The 15,365-nt window shown below is 71.8% G+C and carries 14 protein-coding genes; 10 read left to right on the top strand and 4 right to left on the bottom strand.

Going from position 1 to position 15,365, the window contains the following annotated elements:
* The first annotated feature begins 139 nt into the window (after positions 1 to 139).
* From purS to purL, 3 genes are read left to right on the top strand one after another with little or no spacing between them, the layout of a single operon-like run.
* The gene (gene purS / locus FCN22_RS13760) at positions 140 to 442 is read left to right on the top strand and encodes a phosphoribosylformylglycinamidine synthase subunit PurS (protein WP_137122135.1); all 303 of its coding nucleotides are present in this window, start codon (positions 140 to 142) and stop codon (positions 440 to 442) included.
* A complete protein-coding gene (gene purQ, locus FCN22_RS13755; RefSeq protein ID WP_137122134.1) occupies positions 439 to 1,110 on the top strand; it encodes a phosphoribosylformylglycinamidine synthase subunit PurQ in 672 nt (223 codons plus the stop codon). Before purS ends, purQ begins: the two co-directional genes overlap by 4 nt.
* A complete protein-coding gene (purL, locus tag FCN22_RS13750; RefSeq protein WP_137122133.1) occupies positions 1,107 to 3,401 on the top strand; it encodes a phosphoribosylformylglycinamidine synthase subunit PurL in 2,295 nt (764 codons plus the stop codon). Before purQ ends, purL begins: the two co-directional genes overlap by 4 nt.
* Before the next feature lie 106 nt (positions 3,402 to 3,507).
* Here purL and FCN22_RS13745 read toward each other — a convergent pair whose 3' ends face one another.
* From FCN22_RS13745 to FCN22_RS13735, 3 genes are read right to left on the bottom strand one after another with little or no spacing between them, the layout of a single operon-like run.
* Positions 3,508 to 4,002 (bottom strand): NUDIX domain-containing protein, encoded by a 495-nt coding sequence (locus FCN22_RS13745; RefSeq protein ID WP_137122132.1) that lies wholly within the window; start codon positions 4,000 to 4,002, stop codon positions 3,508 to 3,510.
* 24 nt (positions 4,003 to 4,026) lie between these two features.
* Complete coding sequence (locus tag FCN22_RS13740; protein ID WP_238384732.1) at positions 4,027 to 4,845, bottom strand: spermidine synthase; 819 nt, start codon at positions 4,843 to 4,845, stop codon at positions 4,027 to 4,029.
* A 57-nt stretch (positions 4,846 to 4,902) separates the two neighbouring features.
* Positions 4,903 to 5,949, bottom strand: a complete 1,047-nt coding sequence (locus FCN22_RS13735) for a zinc-dependent alcohol dehydrogenase family protein (RefSeq protein WP_137122131.1) — start codon at positions 5,947 to 5,949, stop codon at positions 4,903 to 4,905.
* A 106-nt stretch (positions 5,950 to 6,055) separates the two neighbouring features.
* Between FCN22_RS13735 and FCN22_RS13730 the strand changes: the two genes are divergently transcribed.
* The 4 genes from FCN22_RS13730 to FCN22_RS13715 all read left to right on the top strand — a co-directional run bounded on the left by FCN22_RS13730 (position 6,056) and on the right by FCN22_RS13715 (position 10,849).
* Positions 6,056 to 7,279, top strand: a complete 1,224-nt coding sequence (locus tag FCN22_RS13730) for an arginine deiminase (RefSeq protein WP_137122130.1) — start codon at positions 6,056 to 6,058, stop codon at positions 7,277 to 7,279.
* Positions 7,279 to 7,650 (top strand): sterol carrier family protein, encoded by a 372-nt coding sequence (locus FCN22_RS13725; protein WP_137122129.1) that lies wholly within the window; start codon positions 7,279 to 7,281, stop codon positions 7,648 to 7,650. Before FCN22_RS13730 ends, FCN22_RS13725 begins: the two co-directional genes overlap by 1 nt.
* 122 nt (positions 7,651 to 7,772) lie before the next feature.
* Positions 7,773 to 8,657, top strand: coding sequence for an LLM class flavin-dependent oxidoreductase (locus FCN22_RS13720; RefSeq protein WP_137122128.1), 885 nt, complete (start codon positions 7,773 to 7,775; stop codon positions 8,655 to 8,657).
* A complete protein-coding gene (locus tag FCN22_RS13715) occupies positions 8,654 to 10,849 on the top strand; it encodes a thiamine pyrophosphate-dependent enzyme (RefSeq protein WP_137122127.1) in 2,196 nt (731 codons plus the stop codon). Before FCN22_RS13720 ends, FCN22_RS13715 begins: the two co-directional genes overlap by 4 nt.
* Before the next feature lie 81 nt (positions 10,850 to 10,930).
* Here FCN22_RS13715 and FCN22_RS13710 read toward each other — a convergent pair whose 3' ends face one another.
* Complete coding sequence (locus FCN22_RS13710) at positions 10,931 to 12,046, bottom strand: sunset domain-containing protein (protein ID WP_137122126.1); 1,116 nt, start codon at positions 12,044 to 12,046, stop codon at positions 10,931 to 10,933.
* Positions 12,047 to 12,229: 183 nt separating this feature from the next.
* Here FCN22_RS13710 and FCN22_RS13705 point away from each other — a divergent pair, with 183 nt between their 5' ends.
* The 3 genes from FCN22_RS13705 to purM all read left to right on the top strand — a co-directional run bounded on the left by FCN22_RS13705 (position 12,230) and on the right by purM (position 15,298).
* Complete coding sequence (locus FCN22_RS13705; protein ID WP_137122125.1) at positions 12,230 to 12,460, top strand: hypothetical protein; 231 nt, start codon at positions 12,230 to 12,232, stop codon at positions 12,458 to 12,460.
* An 80-nt stretch (positions 12,461 to 12,540) separates the two neighbouring features.
* The gene (purF, locus tag FCN22_RS13700; RefSeq protein ID WP_137122124.1) at positions 12,541 to 14,067 is read left to right on the top strand and encodes an amidophosphoribosyltransferase; all 1,527 of its coding nucleotides are present in this window, start codon (positions 12,541 to 12,543) and stop codon (positions 14,065 to 14,067) included.
* Between the two features lie 109 nt (positions 14,068 to 14,176).
* Complete coding sequence (purM, locus tag FCN22_RS13695) at positions 14,177 to 15,298, top strand: phosphoribosylformylglycinamidine cyclo-ligase (RefSeq protein ID WP_137122123.1); 1,122 nt, start codon at positions 14,177 to 14,179, stop codon at positions 15,296 to 15,298.
* The last annotated feature ends 67 nt before the right edge of the window (positions 15,299 to 15,365 follow it).

The following is a 15,365-nucleotide window of genomic DNA, read 5'->3' as shown; positions in this document are numbered from 1 at the left end:
TTGCGCTCCACCACCGGGGCGGCGGTCGGGCGGGGATGGGCGAGACCACGCCCGGGCGACCGGGCGGATATCCTTGGGTGACCGCCATACCCCTCGGCCGGGCTTTCGCGCGTGGCCGCACTCACGAGGAGCACCTCGCATGGGAAACGTCGTCGTCGACGTGATGCTCAAGCCCGAGATTCTCGACCCGCAGGGACAGGCCGTCGCCGGCGCCCTCCCGAGGCTGGGAATCGACCACTTCATCGACGTGCGGCAGGGCAAGCGCTTCGTCCTGACCGTCGACGGCGAGGTGACCGACGAGGTGCTTGCCGCTGCGCGTCGGGCCGCCGAGACGCTGCTGTCCAACCCGGTGATCGAGGACGTCGTGTCTGTCCGGGCGGAGCAGGACGTGGAGGCTGTCCGGGCGGAGCAGGACACGGCAGCGGCGGAGTCGGCGCGATGAGGATCGGGGTCGTCACCTTCCCCGGGTCGCTCGACGACCAGGACGCGTTGCGCGCGGTGCGCCTCGTCGGTGCCGAGGCGGTGCCGCTCTGGCACGGCGACGAGGGCCTGCGAGGAGTCGATGCCGTGATCCTGCCGGGCGGCTTCTCCTACGGCGACTACCTGCGCTGTGGTGCCATCGCGCGGTTCGCCCCGGTGATGGGGGCGCTCGTGCCCGCGGCCCAGGGCGGGCTGCCGGTGCTCGGCATCTGCAACGGCTTCCAGGTCCTCTGCGAATCGCACCTGCTGCCGGGGGCGCTGATCCGCAACGACCACCGCAAGTTCGTCTGCCGTGACCAGGTGCTGCGGGTCGAGAACGCCGCTACCGCGTGGACGTCCGACTACGAGCAGGGACAGGAGATCACCGTCGTGCTGAAGAACGGCGAGGGCAGCTACGTCGCCGACGAGCGCACCCTCGACGCGCTCGAGGCCGAGGGGCGGGTGGCGTTCCGCTACGTGGGGCAGAACCCCAACGGCTCCTACCGCGACATCGCCGGGATCACCAACGAACGGGGCAACGTGGTCGGTCTGATGCCGCACCCCGAGCATGCCGTCGAGGAGGGCTACGGTCCCTCGGTCGACGGGCTCGGCTTCTTCACCTCGGTCCTGGCTCAGGTGGTCAGGGCGTGAGCGCCTCGACCTCGCAGCTCGACACCGTCGAGCGCGCCGCTGCCTCCTCCGACACACCGCAACCCTGGGCCGAGCTGGGGCTGGGGGAGGACGAGTACGCCCGGATCCGCGAGATCCTCGGTCGCCGGCCCACGAGCGCTGAGCTCGCGATGTACTCCGTCATGTGGTCGGAGCACTGCTCCTACAAATCCTCCAAGGTGCACCTGCGCCGGTTCGGCGACCTGCCGGCCGAGACACCGCTGGGCAAGCAGCTGGCCGGCATCGGCGAGAACGCAGGGGTCATCGACATCGGTCAGGGCTGGGCGGTGACCTTCAAGGTCGAGAGCCACAACCACCCCTCCTACGTCGAGCCCTACCAGGGCGCCGCGACCGGCGTCGGAGGGATCGTGCGCGACATCATGGCGATGGGTGCCCGCCCGATTGCGGTGATGGACCCGTTGCGGTTCGGGGCGATCGACCATCCCGACACCCAGCGCGTGCTGCCCGGCATCGTCGCCGGGGTGGGCGGCTACGGCAACTGCCTGGGCCTGCCGAACATCGGGGGCGAGGTTGTCTTCGACCCCTGCTACCAGGGGAACCCCCTCGTCAACGCCCTCTGCGTCGGTGCGTTGCGGCACGAAAACCTGCACCTGGCCAAGGCCACGGGCACCGGTAACCTCGTGGTGCTCTTCGGCGCCAAGACGGGGGGCGACGGGATCGGCGGTGTCTCGGTGCTCGCGTCCGAGACCTTCGACGACGAGGGTGTCGGCAAGCGCCCCGCGGTGCAGGTCGGCGACCCGTTCGCCGAGAAGGTCCTCATCGAGTGCTGCCTCGACCTCTACGCCGCGGAGGTCGTGGAAGGTATCCAGGACCTCGGTGGTGCCGGGCTCTCCTGTGCCACCAGTGAACTCGCCTCTGCGGGTGACGGTGGCATGCGGGTGTGGCTCGACCGGGTGCCGCTGCGCGACGCGACGCTGCGTCCGGAGGAGGTGCTCATGAGCGAGTCGCAGGAGCGGATGATGGCGGTCGTCACTCCCGACAGGCTCGACGAGTTCATGGCGATCGCGGACCGCTGGGACGTCGAGGCCACGGTGGTGGGTGAGGTGACCGACGGCACCAACCTGCAGATCCACTGGGGCGACGAGCTCATCGTCGACGTCCCTCCGCGTTCGGTGGCCCACGACGGCCCGGTCTACGAGCGCCCGCTGGAGCGGCCGGCATACCTCGATGGTTTGCAGGCTGACGACGGTGCGCGGCTGTCCAGGCCGTCCACGCCGCAAGACCTCAAGGCGACGCTGCTCCAGCTGCTGGCCTCGCCCAACCTGTGCGACAAGTCGTGGGTCACCGACCAGTACGACCGCTACGTCCGGGGCAACACGGCGCTCGCGATGCCCGACGACGCCGGCGTCGTGCGGGTGGACGAGGAGACCGGCCTCGGGGTCGCGCTGTCGACCGACTGCAACAGCCGCTTCGCCAAGCTCGACCCGTATGCCGGGGCGCAGCTCGCGCTCGCCGAGTCCTACCGCAACGTGGCCACCGCAGGCGCGACCCCGCTCGCAGTGTCCGACTGCCTCAACTTCGGCTCGCCGGAGGACCCCGGGGTGATGTGGGAGTTCAGCGAGGCCGTGCGCGGCCTGTATGACGGCTGCCTGGCCCTGGGCATCCCGGTCACCGGCGGCAACGTCTCCTTCTACAACCAGACCGGCGAGACCGCGATCCACCCGACGCCCGTCGTCGCGGTGCTCGGCGTGATGGATGACGTCGCGCGGCGCACTCCGTCGGGGTGGAAGGCCCCCGGGCAGATGCTCTACCTGCTCGGACGCACAGCCTCGGAGATCGGCGGCTCGACCTGGGCCGACGTGGTGCACGGGCACCTCGGTGGGCTGCCGCCGGCGGTCGAGCTGGGACTCGAGCGCGAGCTGGGAGAGATCCTGGTCAACGCCTCCCGGGACGGACTGATCGACGCGGCGCACGACCTGTCCGACGGCGGTCTGGCGATCGCGCTCGCCGAGGGCACGATGCGCTACGGCGCCGGCGCCCGCGTCTGGCTGGACGAGGTCTGCGAACGTGACGGGATCGACGTGTTCACCGCGTTGTTCAGCGAGTCCGCGGCCCGGGCGGTCGTGGCGGTGCCACGGTCGGAGGAAGTGCGGTTCACCGACATGTGCTCGGCGCGCGGGTTCGCGCACGCCCGGATCGGTGTGGTCGACGACGAGCTCGACGGGATCGAGCTGCAGGGCCGGTTCAGCGTCACCCTCGAGGAGCTCCGGCACGCGCACACCGGCACCCTGCCCGCGGCCTTCGCGCACTGACGCAGCCGCCCGGCCGGCCCGTGCTCAGTCCAGACCGCTCATCGCCCTCGCGAAACCGGCCTGAGCTGAGCAAAGGACGGGCGAGTCGAGCTCGCGGCCCGGTCGGTCAGAAGCCGTGGGCGAGTATGGCGGGCACGGCACCGCGCCGGAGCAGGTCGAGGACCACGGCTTCGTGCGGGACGACCGGGTCGGGCAGCGCGTCGAGGCTGAACCACTCGAGGTCGGCGCACTTGTCGGGCTCCTGGATGGCGGGTACGCCCGACCAGTCGCTCGCCGTGAGGAAGTAGTCGACCCGCTCGTTGACCGGGTCCCCGTCGCCGGCGGTCCGATGCATCGCCGTGAGCGGCACCAGGCCGTCCGTGCGCAGCTCGATCCCGAGCTCCTCGCGGGCCTCGCGGACGGCCGCCTCGAAGACCGACTCGCCCCGTTCGACGTGCCCGGCCGCGGCTGCGGCCCAGTGCCCGTCGCGGTAGCCCGTGCCCTGACGCAGTTGGAGCAGGACCTGTCTGCCGGTGGCTCCGTCGCTGCCCGCCGGGCCGTCGGGCTCTGGCCGCAGCAACAGCACGTAGGCAGCGGGGACCACCCGGAATCGTTCGAGCATGCCCGGCACTCTACGGCCGGCAGGTCAGCGGCGGCGCCAGACCCGCGCCGGAGGCGGTGCGGGCGAGGGGGCGCTCTCGGCCACGGTCCAGGGCCGCACCCTCCCGACCTGTCGCGCCAGCTGCGCCGCGTCGCGCACGCCGGTCGGCAGGGGTGCTCGAGCCGCCGCCCGCCGCAGACCCGTGACATCCAACGCGCCGCCCGACGCCACTGCCACGACGTTGCCGAAACGCTTGCCCTTGAGCACCTCGTGCGACGCGATCACCGCGACCTCCCCGACGGCTTCCCGCAGCCCCGCGAGCACCCTTGCCACATAACGCAGGCCGGGCTCGTCGGCGAGGTTGAGCAGGGCGAGACCGTCGGGTCGCAGCACACGCGCCACATCGGTCAGGAACTGCACGGTGGTGAGCTCCGCCGGCACGCGGGCCCCGGCATACGCGTCCAGCACCACGACGTCGGCGCTGGCGTCGGCCAACCCCGCGACACCGGTCAGACCGTCCTGCGGCCGCACCCTGATCCGGTGCCGACGCGGCAGGGGCAGCTCGCGTCGCACCAGCTCGGTCAGCGCGACGTTGGGCTCGAGCACGATCTGTGGCGACCCCGGCCGCGCCGCACTGACGTAGCGCGCCAGGGTCATCGCCGCCCCGCCGACATGGGTCACCGCGAGCGGGCCGTCCGGGAGGGTGTCGATGACGGTCGCCAGGTGCTGGACGTACTCGAAGGCCAGGTATGCCGGGTCGTCGAGTGAGACGTGCGACTGCGGCGACCCGTCCATCACGACCGTGACCCCGCCGCGTCCGTCGTCGTCAGGGACCAACTGGACGTCCGGGCCTCCTGGGTTCATGACGGCAACGCTAGCGGCGCGGCCGTTCCGCGACCCGGAGCCCGATCCCGGCCCGGCTCAGGGCCGCAGCAGGGTCTTGATGGCGCGCCGCTCGTCCATCGCCGCGTAGGCCTCGGCCACCTCGACGAGCGGCAGCTCGAGGTCGAAGACCCGGCCGGGCGAGATCGCGCCGGAGAGCACCTCGTCGCGCAGCGTGGGCAGGTAGGCCCGGGCCGGTGCCACCCCACCGGCGAGTCCCACGTTGCGCCCGAACATCCGGCCGATCGGCAGCTCCACCCCATGCGGCACGCCGACGTAGCCCACCGTCGCGCCGGCCCGGGCGCAGTCCAGCGCGGTCGTCATCGACTGGTCGGTGCCCACGCACTCCAGCACCGCGTCGGCGCCGGTGCCGTCGGTCAGCTCGAGGACGGCCGAGACGGCTTCGTCGCCCCGCTCGGCGACGATGTCGGTCGCCCCGAACTCGCGCGCGAGGGCCTGCCGCGGCTGGTGCCGGGACAGGGCCACGACCCGCTCCGCACCCAGGCGGGAGGCGGCGAGCACCCCGCAGAGCCCGACCGCGCCGTCACCGACCACGACGACGGTCTGGCCCGGTCGCACCCCAGCGCGCAGGGCCGCGTGCCAGCCCGTGCCCATCACGTCGGACAGGGCCAGCAGCGAGGGCACGAGGTCGTCGTCCGGCACGTCCGCCGTCGCCACGAGAGTGCCGTCCGCGAGCGGCACCCGGACGTACTCCCCCTGGCAGCCGTCGACGAGATGCCCCTGCTCGTCCGGAAGTCCGTAGTTGCCACCGTGCACGCAGGCCGACTGCACATCCGCCGCACAGTTCGGGCAGGTCCCGTCGGAGTAGGTGAAGGGCGCGATGACGAAGTCGCCGGGACGCACGGAGGTCACGCTGTCGCCACACTCCTCGACGACGCCGACGAACTCGTGCCCGATCCGGGATCCCTCGGTGATCTCGTTGATCCCGCGATAGCGCCACAGGTCCGACCCGCAGACACACGCGGCGGTGACGCGCACCAGCGCATCGGTGGGCGCGGCGATCTGCGGGTCGGGGACGTCACTGAGCCGGACGTCATACGGAGCGTGGATCGTGGTCGCCTTCATGGCACCCAAGGTAGTGCGCGGTCGAGGCGGCGGGTCCGGCGCAGTGGTCCCCGACGACCGCACGGGGGTGCGAGGATGGGGTCTCACCATGCGAGAAGGAGACTTCATGAGGTTTCACGTCGGCTCCGAGGTCGGGCGCCTGCGGCAGGTCATCGTGCACCGGCCGGGACTGGAGATGCAGCGGCTCACGCCGTCGAACAAGGACGCCTACCTGTATGACGACGTCCTGTGGGTGACCCAGGCGCAGCAGGAGCACGATGCGTTCGTCGCTGCGCTGCGCGGTCGGGACGTGTCCGTGCACCTGTTCGCCGAGCTGCTGGAGCAGACGCTCGCGATCCCCGAGGCCCGCAAGCACATCCTCGACCAGTCGCTCGACGAGCGATTCTACGGGCCGATGGCCATCGACGCGTTGCGCAACCTCTTCGACGGCATGGACGAGGCGACCCTCACGACCTTCCTCATCGGTGGCATCACCAAGCGCGAGCTGCTCGAGCGCATCGAGGAGCCGAAGTCGCTCGTGATCCACGCGCTCGAGCCGGACGACATGGTCCTCGCACCGCTGCCCAACCACCTGTTCACCCGTGACACCTCGGCCTGGATCTATGGCGGCGTCAGCGTCAACTCGATGCACAAGAAGGCGCGGATGCGCGAGACCGTGCACTACGAGGCGATCTACCGCTGGCACCCGCTCTTCGCCGACGCCGACTTCCGCATCTGGCAGCAGGGACGCCTGGGTGGACCGGCCACCACGGAGGGCGGCGACATGCTCGTCCTCGGAGGCGGGGCCGTGCTCGTCGGCATCAGCGAGCGCACCACCCCGCAGGGTGTCGAGCGGCTCGCGCGCAGCCTCCTGGTCGACGGGTCGGTGCGCTCGATCGTCGCGCTGGACATGCCCAAGGCGCGTGCGCTGATGCACCTGGACACCGTGATGACGATGGTCAACGAGGACACCTTCACGCAGTACGCCGGGCTCGGGATGCTGCCGTCGTTCACGATCGAGAGCGGTGCCACCGAGAAGGAGCTCAAGATCACCGATCACCCGCCGGAGGAAATGCACCGCGCCATCGCCGCGGCGTTGGGCCTGGGGTCGATCAACGTGCTCACGGCGGAGCAGGACGCCCACGCCGCCGCCCGCGAACAGTGGGACGACGGCTGCAACGTGCTCGCAGTGGAGCCCAACGTGGTCATCGCCTACGAGCGCAACGTCGCGACCAACACCTACCTGCGCGAGCACGCCGTCGAGGTCATCGAGGTGCCCGGCAACGAGCTCGGCCGTGGCCGGGGCGGTCCGCGGTGCATGTCCTGCCCGATCGTGCGCGACGGGCTCTGATGCCCCCGCGTCGCCGCGTCCCGATCGCGGACGGCGAAAAAGCCTTGCAGGTATGGCGTTCCGCTGCCGAGGAGGCGCCCCGCGCCGACGTCGCGACAGCCGTCCGCTTCAGCCTCGAGGAGCTGGGCGCACGGGCTCCGGGGCGCAGCGTCGAGGTGCGCGTGCCGCCCTTCGGTGCGGTGCAGTGCATCGAGGGGCCGAGGCACACGCGAGGCACGCCGCCCAACGTCGTCGAGACGGACGCGCACACCTGGCTGGCTCTGGTGACCGGCCGGACCACCTGGAGCGAGGCCGAGGCGTCGGGGGCCCTGCGGCACAGCGGGCAACGCGCCGTCCTCGACGCCCACCTGCCCCTCTTCGAAGTGGAGTGAGTGGCGACGGCGAGCTGCGACGGCGCGACGGCGTGAGCACGGTGTTCTCGGTGGACCCACACCTTTCCCGTGAATGGGCGGCTCGCCGACCTGAGGCCCGCGGACCGTCATAGGGTCTCGCTATGCGCTTCGGCATCGTCATCCTTCCCGAGCACCGCTGGTGCGATGCTGCCCCGTTGTGGCGTCGCGCGGAGGGGCTGGGGTTCGACCACGCCTGGACCTACGACCACCTGACCTGGTCGGGGCTGCCGGACTCGCCCTGGTTCGGCACCGTTTCCACCATGACGGCGGCGGCGATGGTGACGGAACGGATCCGGCTCGGCACCTACGTCTCCTCTCCGAACTACCGGCACCCGGTGACGTTCAGTCGTGACCTGCTCGCCCTGGACGACATCTCGCAGGGACGGCTGACCGCGGGACTCGGCACCGGCGGCGACCTCGACTCCCGCATCCTCGGCGGGGCCGTGCTGACCCGGCGGCAGCGAGCCGACCGCTTCGAGGAGTTCGTCACCCTGCTGGACCGGCTGCTGACGAGCGATCACGTCGACTACCAGGGCACCTACTTCGGCGCGGTCGACGCCCGTACGCTTCCCGGACCGCTCCAGCAACCGCGAATCCCCTTCGTCGTGGCGGCAAACGGTCCGCGCTCGATGCGGCTCGCGGCACGCTTCGGCAGCGGATGGGTCACCACTGGGCGCCCTGGGGCGGAGCCCGAGCAGTGGTGGGCCGCCGTGCGCGAGGCCGGTCTGCGCATGGACCAGACCCTCGACGAGGCGGGCCGCCCACGCGACGAGCTCGACCGTTACCTCTCCATCGACGCGAGCGGTGTCTTCGCCCTCTCCAGTGTGGCGGGCTTCGAGGAGGCGGCGCTGCGCGCCGCCGAGCTCGGCTTCACCGACGTCGTGTGTCACTGGCCGAGGCCGGAGGGCCCGTATGCCGGCGACCCCGCAGTCCTGGAGCAGGTCGCCACCGAGGTCCTGCCGCGGTTGCGCAAGGAACGTCCGTGACCGAACCCGTCGACCAGGCCTTCCTCGAGGGACTTGCCGCCCTACGCTCCCCGAGCGGGCCGGTCGGGCTCGTCGACCCCGACACCGAGCGCCTCCTGCGGCTCTTCGACTCCCAGCTCGGCAGCCGGCACGTCGATCTCGCGGCCCGCGACCTGCAGGCGCAAGGGGCAGGCTTCTACACGATCGGGTCGGCCGGCCACGAGGGCAACGCCGCGGTCGCCGCGGCCCTGCAGCCCACGGACCCGGCCCTGCTGCACTACCGCTCCGGCGCGTTCTACCTCGAGCGCGCCTCGCAGGTGCCGGGGCAGACGCCGTTGCGCGACATGCTGCTGGGAGTGGTGGCGGCCCGCGAGGAGCCGATCGCCGGGGGCCGGCACAAGGTCTTCGGCAACCACGCCCTCGCGGTCATCCCGCAGACCTCCACGGTCGCCTCCCACCTGCCTCGCGCGATGGGGCTCGCCCTGTCGATCGCGCGAGCCAAGAAGCTCGGCGTGGACTCGCCCTGGCCGACCGACGCGGTCGCGGTGTGCAGCTTCGGTGACGCCTCGGCCAACCACTCCACGGCCGTCGGCGCGATCAACACCGCCATCCACTGCCGCTACCAGGAGCTGCCCCTTCCGCTGCTGTTCGTCTGTGAGGACAACGGACTCGGCATCAGCGTGCGCACGCCCCGCGGCTGGATCCGACAGGCCTACGGCCTCCGCCCGGGACTGGAGTACCTCGCCGCCGACGGCAGCGACCCGGTCGCCGCGCTCGCGGCAGCGACCCGTGCCGTCGACATCGCCCGGAGCCGGCGTCGCCCGGTCTTCCTCCACCTGTCCACGGTCCGCCTGATGGGCCACGCCGGTTCGGACGTCGAGGCCGCCTACCGCAGTCCCGGCGAGATCGCCGCCGACTGGCGTCGCGACCCGCTGCTGGGCACGGCCCGCGCCCTCGTCGACCGGGCCATCCTCACGCCGGACGAGATCCGGGAGCGCTACGAGGCCAAGCGGCGCGAGGTGCGCGAGGTCGCCCGCGAGGTGGCGCGCCGACCCCGCCTGGAGACGGCCGAGCAGGTCATGGCGCCCCTTGCGCTGCCGGACCCCGAGACCATCGCGCGACGCGTCACCCGACCGGTCGACGACGACGCCAGGCGAGCGGTCTTCGGCGGGGCGCTGCCCGAGCACGGTGAGCCGTTGACGCTGGCGCAGTCGATCAACCGCACCCTGCTGGAGGCGCTCGCCGCCCACCCCGAGGTGTTGGTCTTCGGCGAGGACGTGGCGACCAAGGGCGGCGTCTACGGCGTGACTCGTGGCCTGGTGGCGCGAGCTCGCCGGGCGCGGGTGTTCGACACCGTCCTGGACGAGCAGTCGATCCTCGGACTCGCCCTCGGGGCAAGCCTGTCCGGCCTCCTGCCGATCCCGGAGATCCAGTACCTCGCCTACTTGCACAACGCCATCGACCAGCTGCGCGGCGAGGCGGCCACCTTGGCGTTCTTCTCCTCGGGCCAGTACCGGGGCGGCATGGTGCTGCGGCTGGCCGGGTACGCCTACCAGCGGGGGTTCGGCGGCCACTTCCACAACGACAACGCCGTCGCCTCGCTCCGGGACATTCCGGGGATCGTGGTCGCCTCCCCGTCGAGGCCCGAGGACGCCGCGGCGATGCTGCGGACCTGCGTCGCGGCAGCCGCCGAGGGAGTGGTCAGCGTCTTCCTCGAGCCGATCGCGCGCTACCACACCAAGGACCTGCTCGCCGAGGGCGACGGCCTGTGGCTGGGCCGCTACGTGGGACCCGACGGCTGGTCCGCCGCCCACGTGCCGATCGGGGCCGGTCGCACCCACGGGGACGGCACCGACCTGACCATCGTCTCCTTCGGCAACGGACTCCACCTCACCCAGCGAGTGGTGCCGCGACTCGAGGCGCGGGGCATCCGGCCCCGGGTGCTCGACCTGCGCTGGCTCGCCCCCCTTCCCACGGCCGACCTGCTGCGCGAGGCGGAGGTGACCGGTCGGGTCCTCGTCGTCGACGAGACGCGGCGCTCCGGCGGGGTCTCCGAAGGCGTTGTCACAGCCCTGGTCGACCACGGGTATGTCGGTCGGCTGGCTCGGGTCGCGGCGGAGGACAGCTTCATCCCGCTCGGGGAGGCGGCGCGCCACGTCCTGGTGTCGGAGGAGCAGATCGAACGGGCCGCGGTGAGCCTCACGCGCGGGTGAGGCGCGGCACACGAGCCCGGAGAGGACGAGGGCGCCCCGCGACGTGCGGGGCGCCCTCGGAGCGCTTCAGTGCTGCTGGGGTCAGCGCCTCTTGCGGTCCCAGTGCTTGAATCCCGCCGCCTTGGCGGCCTCTTCGTTCTCGAACCAGACCTCGGCACGGGTGTCCTGGTAGGAGGGCGACTCGTCGGTGTGGAACAGCATCGACCCGGTGTTGCCCTTGACCGCCCAACCGGCCGGCCCGGAGCCGTCCTCCGCCGGGTGCGCCGAACCGGGACCGTAGGGGCCCTCGGCCGGCTCCCCGAAGGGCAGCTGCCCAGCTGCCGTCGACGGCGCGCCCGCCTGCTCAGGGGTCACCTGTGTCTCGGGCACCTGCTGCGTCTCTTCGCGGTATGCCGTCTGCTCGGCAAGCGGCTCGGCCGCCGGTGCCGTGGTCGGTGCAGTCTCCTCGGCACCCTGAGTGCGGGTGGCCGCAGCGGCCGTGGCACCGCTCACCGCGCCGGCGCCGGGCACCTCCTCGTCGGCCGGGCCACCAGCTGGGGCGGCCGGCTCGACCTCCTCGAAACTGCCGTCCACGGCCCTGGAGGTGGAGTCACTCGGCTCGGAGTAGGCCTCGTCGACGCCACCAGCCGCCGGAGCGTGGGGTGACGAGTCGCCGTAGCCGGTCTGGCCGGCCGGCGCCTGCTGCCAGGTCGTGTCGTGCACGGTCGCGGCATCGGAAGGCTGGACACCTTCGGAGTAGTCCTGCTGGCTCGGGTCGGCGTAGCCGGCCTGCCGGCCCTCCTCGGCGTAGCCGGCCTGCTGGTACTCGGTCTGCTGGCCGGGGTCGGCGTAGCCCTGCTCGTAGCCGCCCTGGCCGGGGTCGGCGTAGCCCTGCTCGTAGCCGCCCTGGCCGGGGTCGGCGTAGCCCTGCTGCTGGTACCCGCCCTGGCCCGGGTCGGCATACCCGGCCTGCTGGTAGTCGGTCTGCTGGTCGTAGGGCTGACCGGGGGGAAGGGGCTGCTGGCCGTAGTCACCCTGCTGGTCGTAGGCCCCGGGCTGCCCGGCCCGGGGCGCCTCGCCCTGTCCCGGGATGCCGTAGCCACCCGCTGCGGAGCCGGCCGCTCCCGCCCCCGGCTGCCCCTGCGTCGATGCTCCCGTGCCCTCGTTCGGCTTGCGCAAGAGGTACCAGACCAGGAACGCGATCACGATCAGGAACACGATCAGGAGTATCCATTTCCACATCTGTGGAGCCCCTTTCGTCACGGCGCAGACGGCCGCGTTCGTCGTTGGACAACCGTCGGCTGCCCGTCTTGCGTGTCACCCTACGCTGATGGCACCCGTGCACGGTGCAGGCGGACGGCCCGTGCTGCAAGGGCCCAGTCATCGCTTACCGTGGGGAGGATGGACACCAAGCCGCGCAAGATCCGCCGGGCGCCCAACATCGTCCCCTTCCTGGCGACGGGGGCCCTTCTCGGCCTGCTCGTCGGGGTGGCGATCGCGTTGATCGGCCCGGCCAACCCGGGCTACAGCACGATGACGCTGGTCGGGCTCTTCGGAGTGATCTTCGCGGCGCTCGGACTGTTGGTGGCGGGCATCGTCCTCGTGGTGGTGGACAAGCGCTCGCTGAGGTAGGCGGCGCGGCGAGCGCACACTCTCGCAGCCAGGCCGCGCGGAGTGGGGTCGCGCCCCGAAGCTGTGCGAGACTGGGCACCGTGGCACGTGGCGACGGAATGCTCTCCCATGATCTCCTCCCCGGCGAAAAGGGCCCCCAGGACGCCTGTGGCGTCTTCGGCGTCTGGGCACCCGGCGAAGAGGTCTCCAAGCTCACCTACTTCGGCCTCTACGCCCTGCAGCACCGTGGCCAGGAGGCGGCCGGCATCGCGACCAGCGACGGTCGCCGGATCACGGTCTACAAGGACATGGGCCTGGTCTCCCAGGTCTTCGACGAGGGCAGCCTCAACTCCCTGCGCGGGCACATGGCAGTGGGTCACTGCCGCTACTCCACGACCGGGGCCAGCACCTGGGAGAACGCCCAGCCGACCCTCGGCGGCACCGACGACGGCGGCACGGTCGCACTCGCCCACAACGGCAACCTGATCAACACGCCCGAGCTGCGCGAGCTGCTCCAGGAGCGGCACGGCGAGGAGCTCGGCGGCCTGGGCGGTGAGCTGCGGCGCGGCAACACGACCGACACGGCCCTGGTCACCGCACTGCTCACCAGCGAACCCGACCGCAGCCTGGAGTCGGTCGCCGCCGACGTGCTGGCCCGCGTGCGGGGTGCGTTCTGCTTCGTGTTCATGGACGAGCACACGCTGTATGCCGCCCGCGACCCGCAGGGCATCCGTCCCCTGGTCCTCGGCCGCCTCGAGCGGGGATGGGTCGTGGCCAGCGAGACCGCGGCCCTCGACATCGTCGGCGCCAGCGTGGTGCGCGAGATCGAGCCGGGTGAGCTGATCGCCATCGACGAGGACGGTCTGCGCAGCCAGAGGTTCGCCGAGCCGGTCCGCAAGGGCTGCGTCTTCGAATACGTCTACCTCGCTCGCCCCGACACGACCATCAGCGGGCGCACCCTCTACGAGGCCAGGGTCGAGATGGGGCGCCGGCTGGCCCGGGAGCACCCGGTCGACGCCGACCTGGTCATCCCCACGCCCGAGTCCGGCACACCGGCGGCGATCGGCTACGCCGAGGCCTCGGGGATTCCCTACGGGCACGGACTGGTCAAGAACTCCTACGTCGGGCGCACCTTCATCGAGCCGACCCAGACGATCCGGCAGCTGGGCATCAGGCTCAAGCTCAACCCGCTCTCGGAGGTGATCCGCGGGAAGCGGCTCGTCGTGATCGACGACACCATCGTCCGGGGCAACACCCAGCGGGCCGTGGTCCGGATGCTGCGCGAGGCCGGCGCCGCCGAGGTGCATGTGCGCATCAGCGCGCCTCCGGTGCGCTGGCCGTGCTTCTACGGCATCGACTTCCCCACGCGCGCCGAGTTGCTGGCCAACGGCGTCGGGGTCGAGGGGGTGCGCGCCAGCATCGGTGCCGACACGCTCGGCTACATCAGCGAGGAAGGTATGGTCGCGGCGACCGAGCAGCCCCGCGACCAGCTGTGCACGGCCTGCTTCAGCGGCGTCTACCCCATCGGTGTCCCCGACGACGACCGAGTCGGAGCCGCGGTGCTCGAGCTCGAGCTCCCCGAGCCCACCGATCGGCCCCCGGTGCCCGGCACGCCCGTGCACCACTGATCCTGCGACCCGGCCTCCCTCCGTGGGTTGGAGCCGGCCGCGACCAGCACGTCATACTCCGCAGCATCCCCGAACAGGCCCGCAGCATCCCCTCACCACCAGGAGAGTCGTGAGCGATACCCCAGCCCAGCCGATCACCTATGCCGACGCCGGTGTCGACGTGGAGGCGGGGGACAAGGCGGTCGAGCTGATGAAGGCCGCGGTCGGGCGTGCCCAGCGGCCCGAGGTGGTGGGCGGTCTGGGGGGCTTCGCGGGGATGTTCGACGCGTCCGCGATCGCTTCGATGACCCGGCCGATCCTGGCCACGAGCACGGACGGGGTCGGCACCAAGGTGGCGATCGCCCAGGCGATGGACGTGCACGACACGATCGGGTTCGACCTGGTCGGCATGGTCGTCGACGACATCGTGGTCTGCGGCGCCGAGCCGCTGTTCATGACCGACTACATCGCCACCGGCAAGGTCGTGCCCGAGCGGATCGCGGCGATCGTCGGCGGCATCGCGGCGGCCTGCGAACGGGCCGGGGTCGCCCTCGTGGGCGGCGAGACGGCCGAGCACCCGGGACTGCTCGAGCCGGGTGAGTACGACTGCGCGGGCGCCGCCACCGGGGTGGTCGAGTATGCCGATGTGCTCGGTCCGCAGCGAGTGGTGCCGGGAGACCTCGTGCTGGGGCTGGCCTCCTCCGGCCTGCACTCCAACGGCTACTCCCTGGTACGTCGCGTCTTCGACACCGCCGGCTGGGCGCTGGACCGCGAGGTGCCCGAGCTGGGCCGCACGCTGGGCGAGGAGCTGCTCGAACCGACTCGGGTCTATGCGCGCGACCTGCTGGCCATGATCGGCACCGACGGCCTGGACGTCCACGGCCTGAGTCACGTCACCGGCGGCGGGCTCGCGGCCAACCTGGCCCGGGTGCTGCCTCAGGGGACCTTTGCGAGGCTGGACCGCTCGACCTGGACACCCCCGGCGGTCTTCGACCTCGTGCGCGAGGTCGGACGGGTGCCCCGGGCGGACCTCGAGCGCACGCTCAACATGGGGGTCGGCTTCGTGGCCGTGCTGCCCGCGGACCAGGCGGACCGGGCGATCGAGGTCGCCGCAGGGCTCCGTCTGCCGGCGTGGGTGCTCGGCGAGGTGAGCGACGGCGCGCCGTCGACCCCGGATGACGGCGTCGAGGTGACGCATGGTGCCAAGGGAGTGGACGGCGGCGCCGTCCAACTGGTCGGCACGCATCCCTGACCTCGAGCACGGCGTGCTCGACCGTGCCGCCCGACGTCAGGTGCGCGCGTCGCGGAAGGTGGAGTGA

Origin of the sequence: Segeticoccus rhizosphaerae, assembly GCF_005222685.1 — a bacterium.
GTDB classification, from domain to species: domain Bacteria; phylum Actinomycetota; class Actinomycetes; order Actinomycetales; family Dermatophilaceae; genus Segeticoccus; species Segeticoccus rhizosphaerae.
Note: the sequence above shows the minus strand (reverse complement) of the source record. Positions and strands in the feature narration are given on the sequence as shown.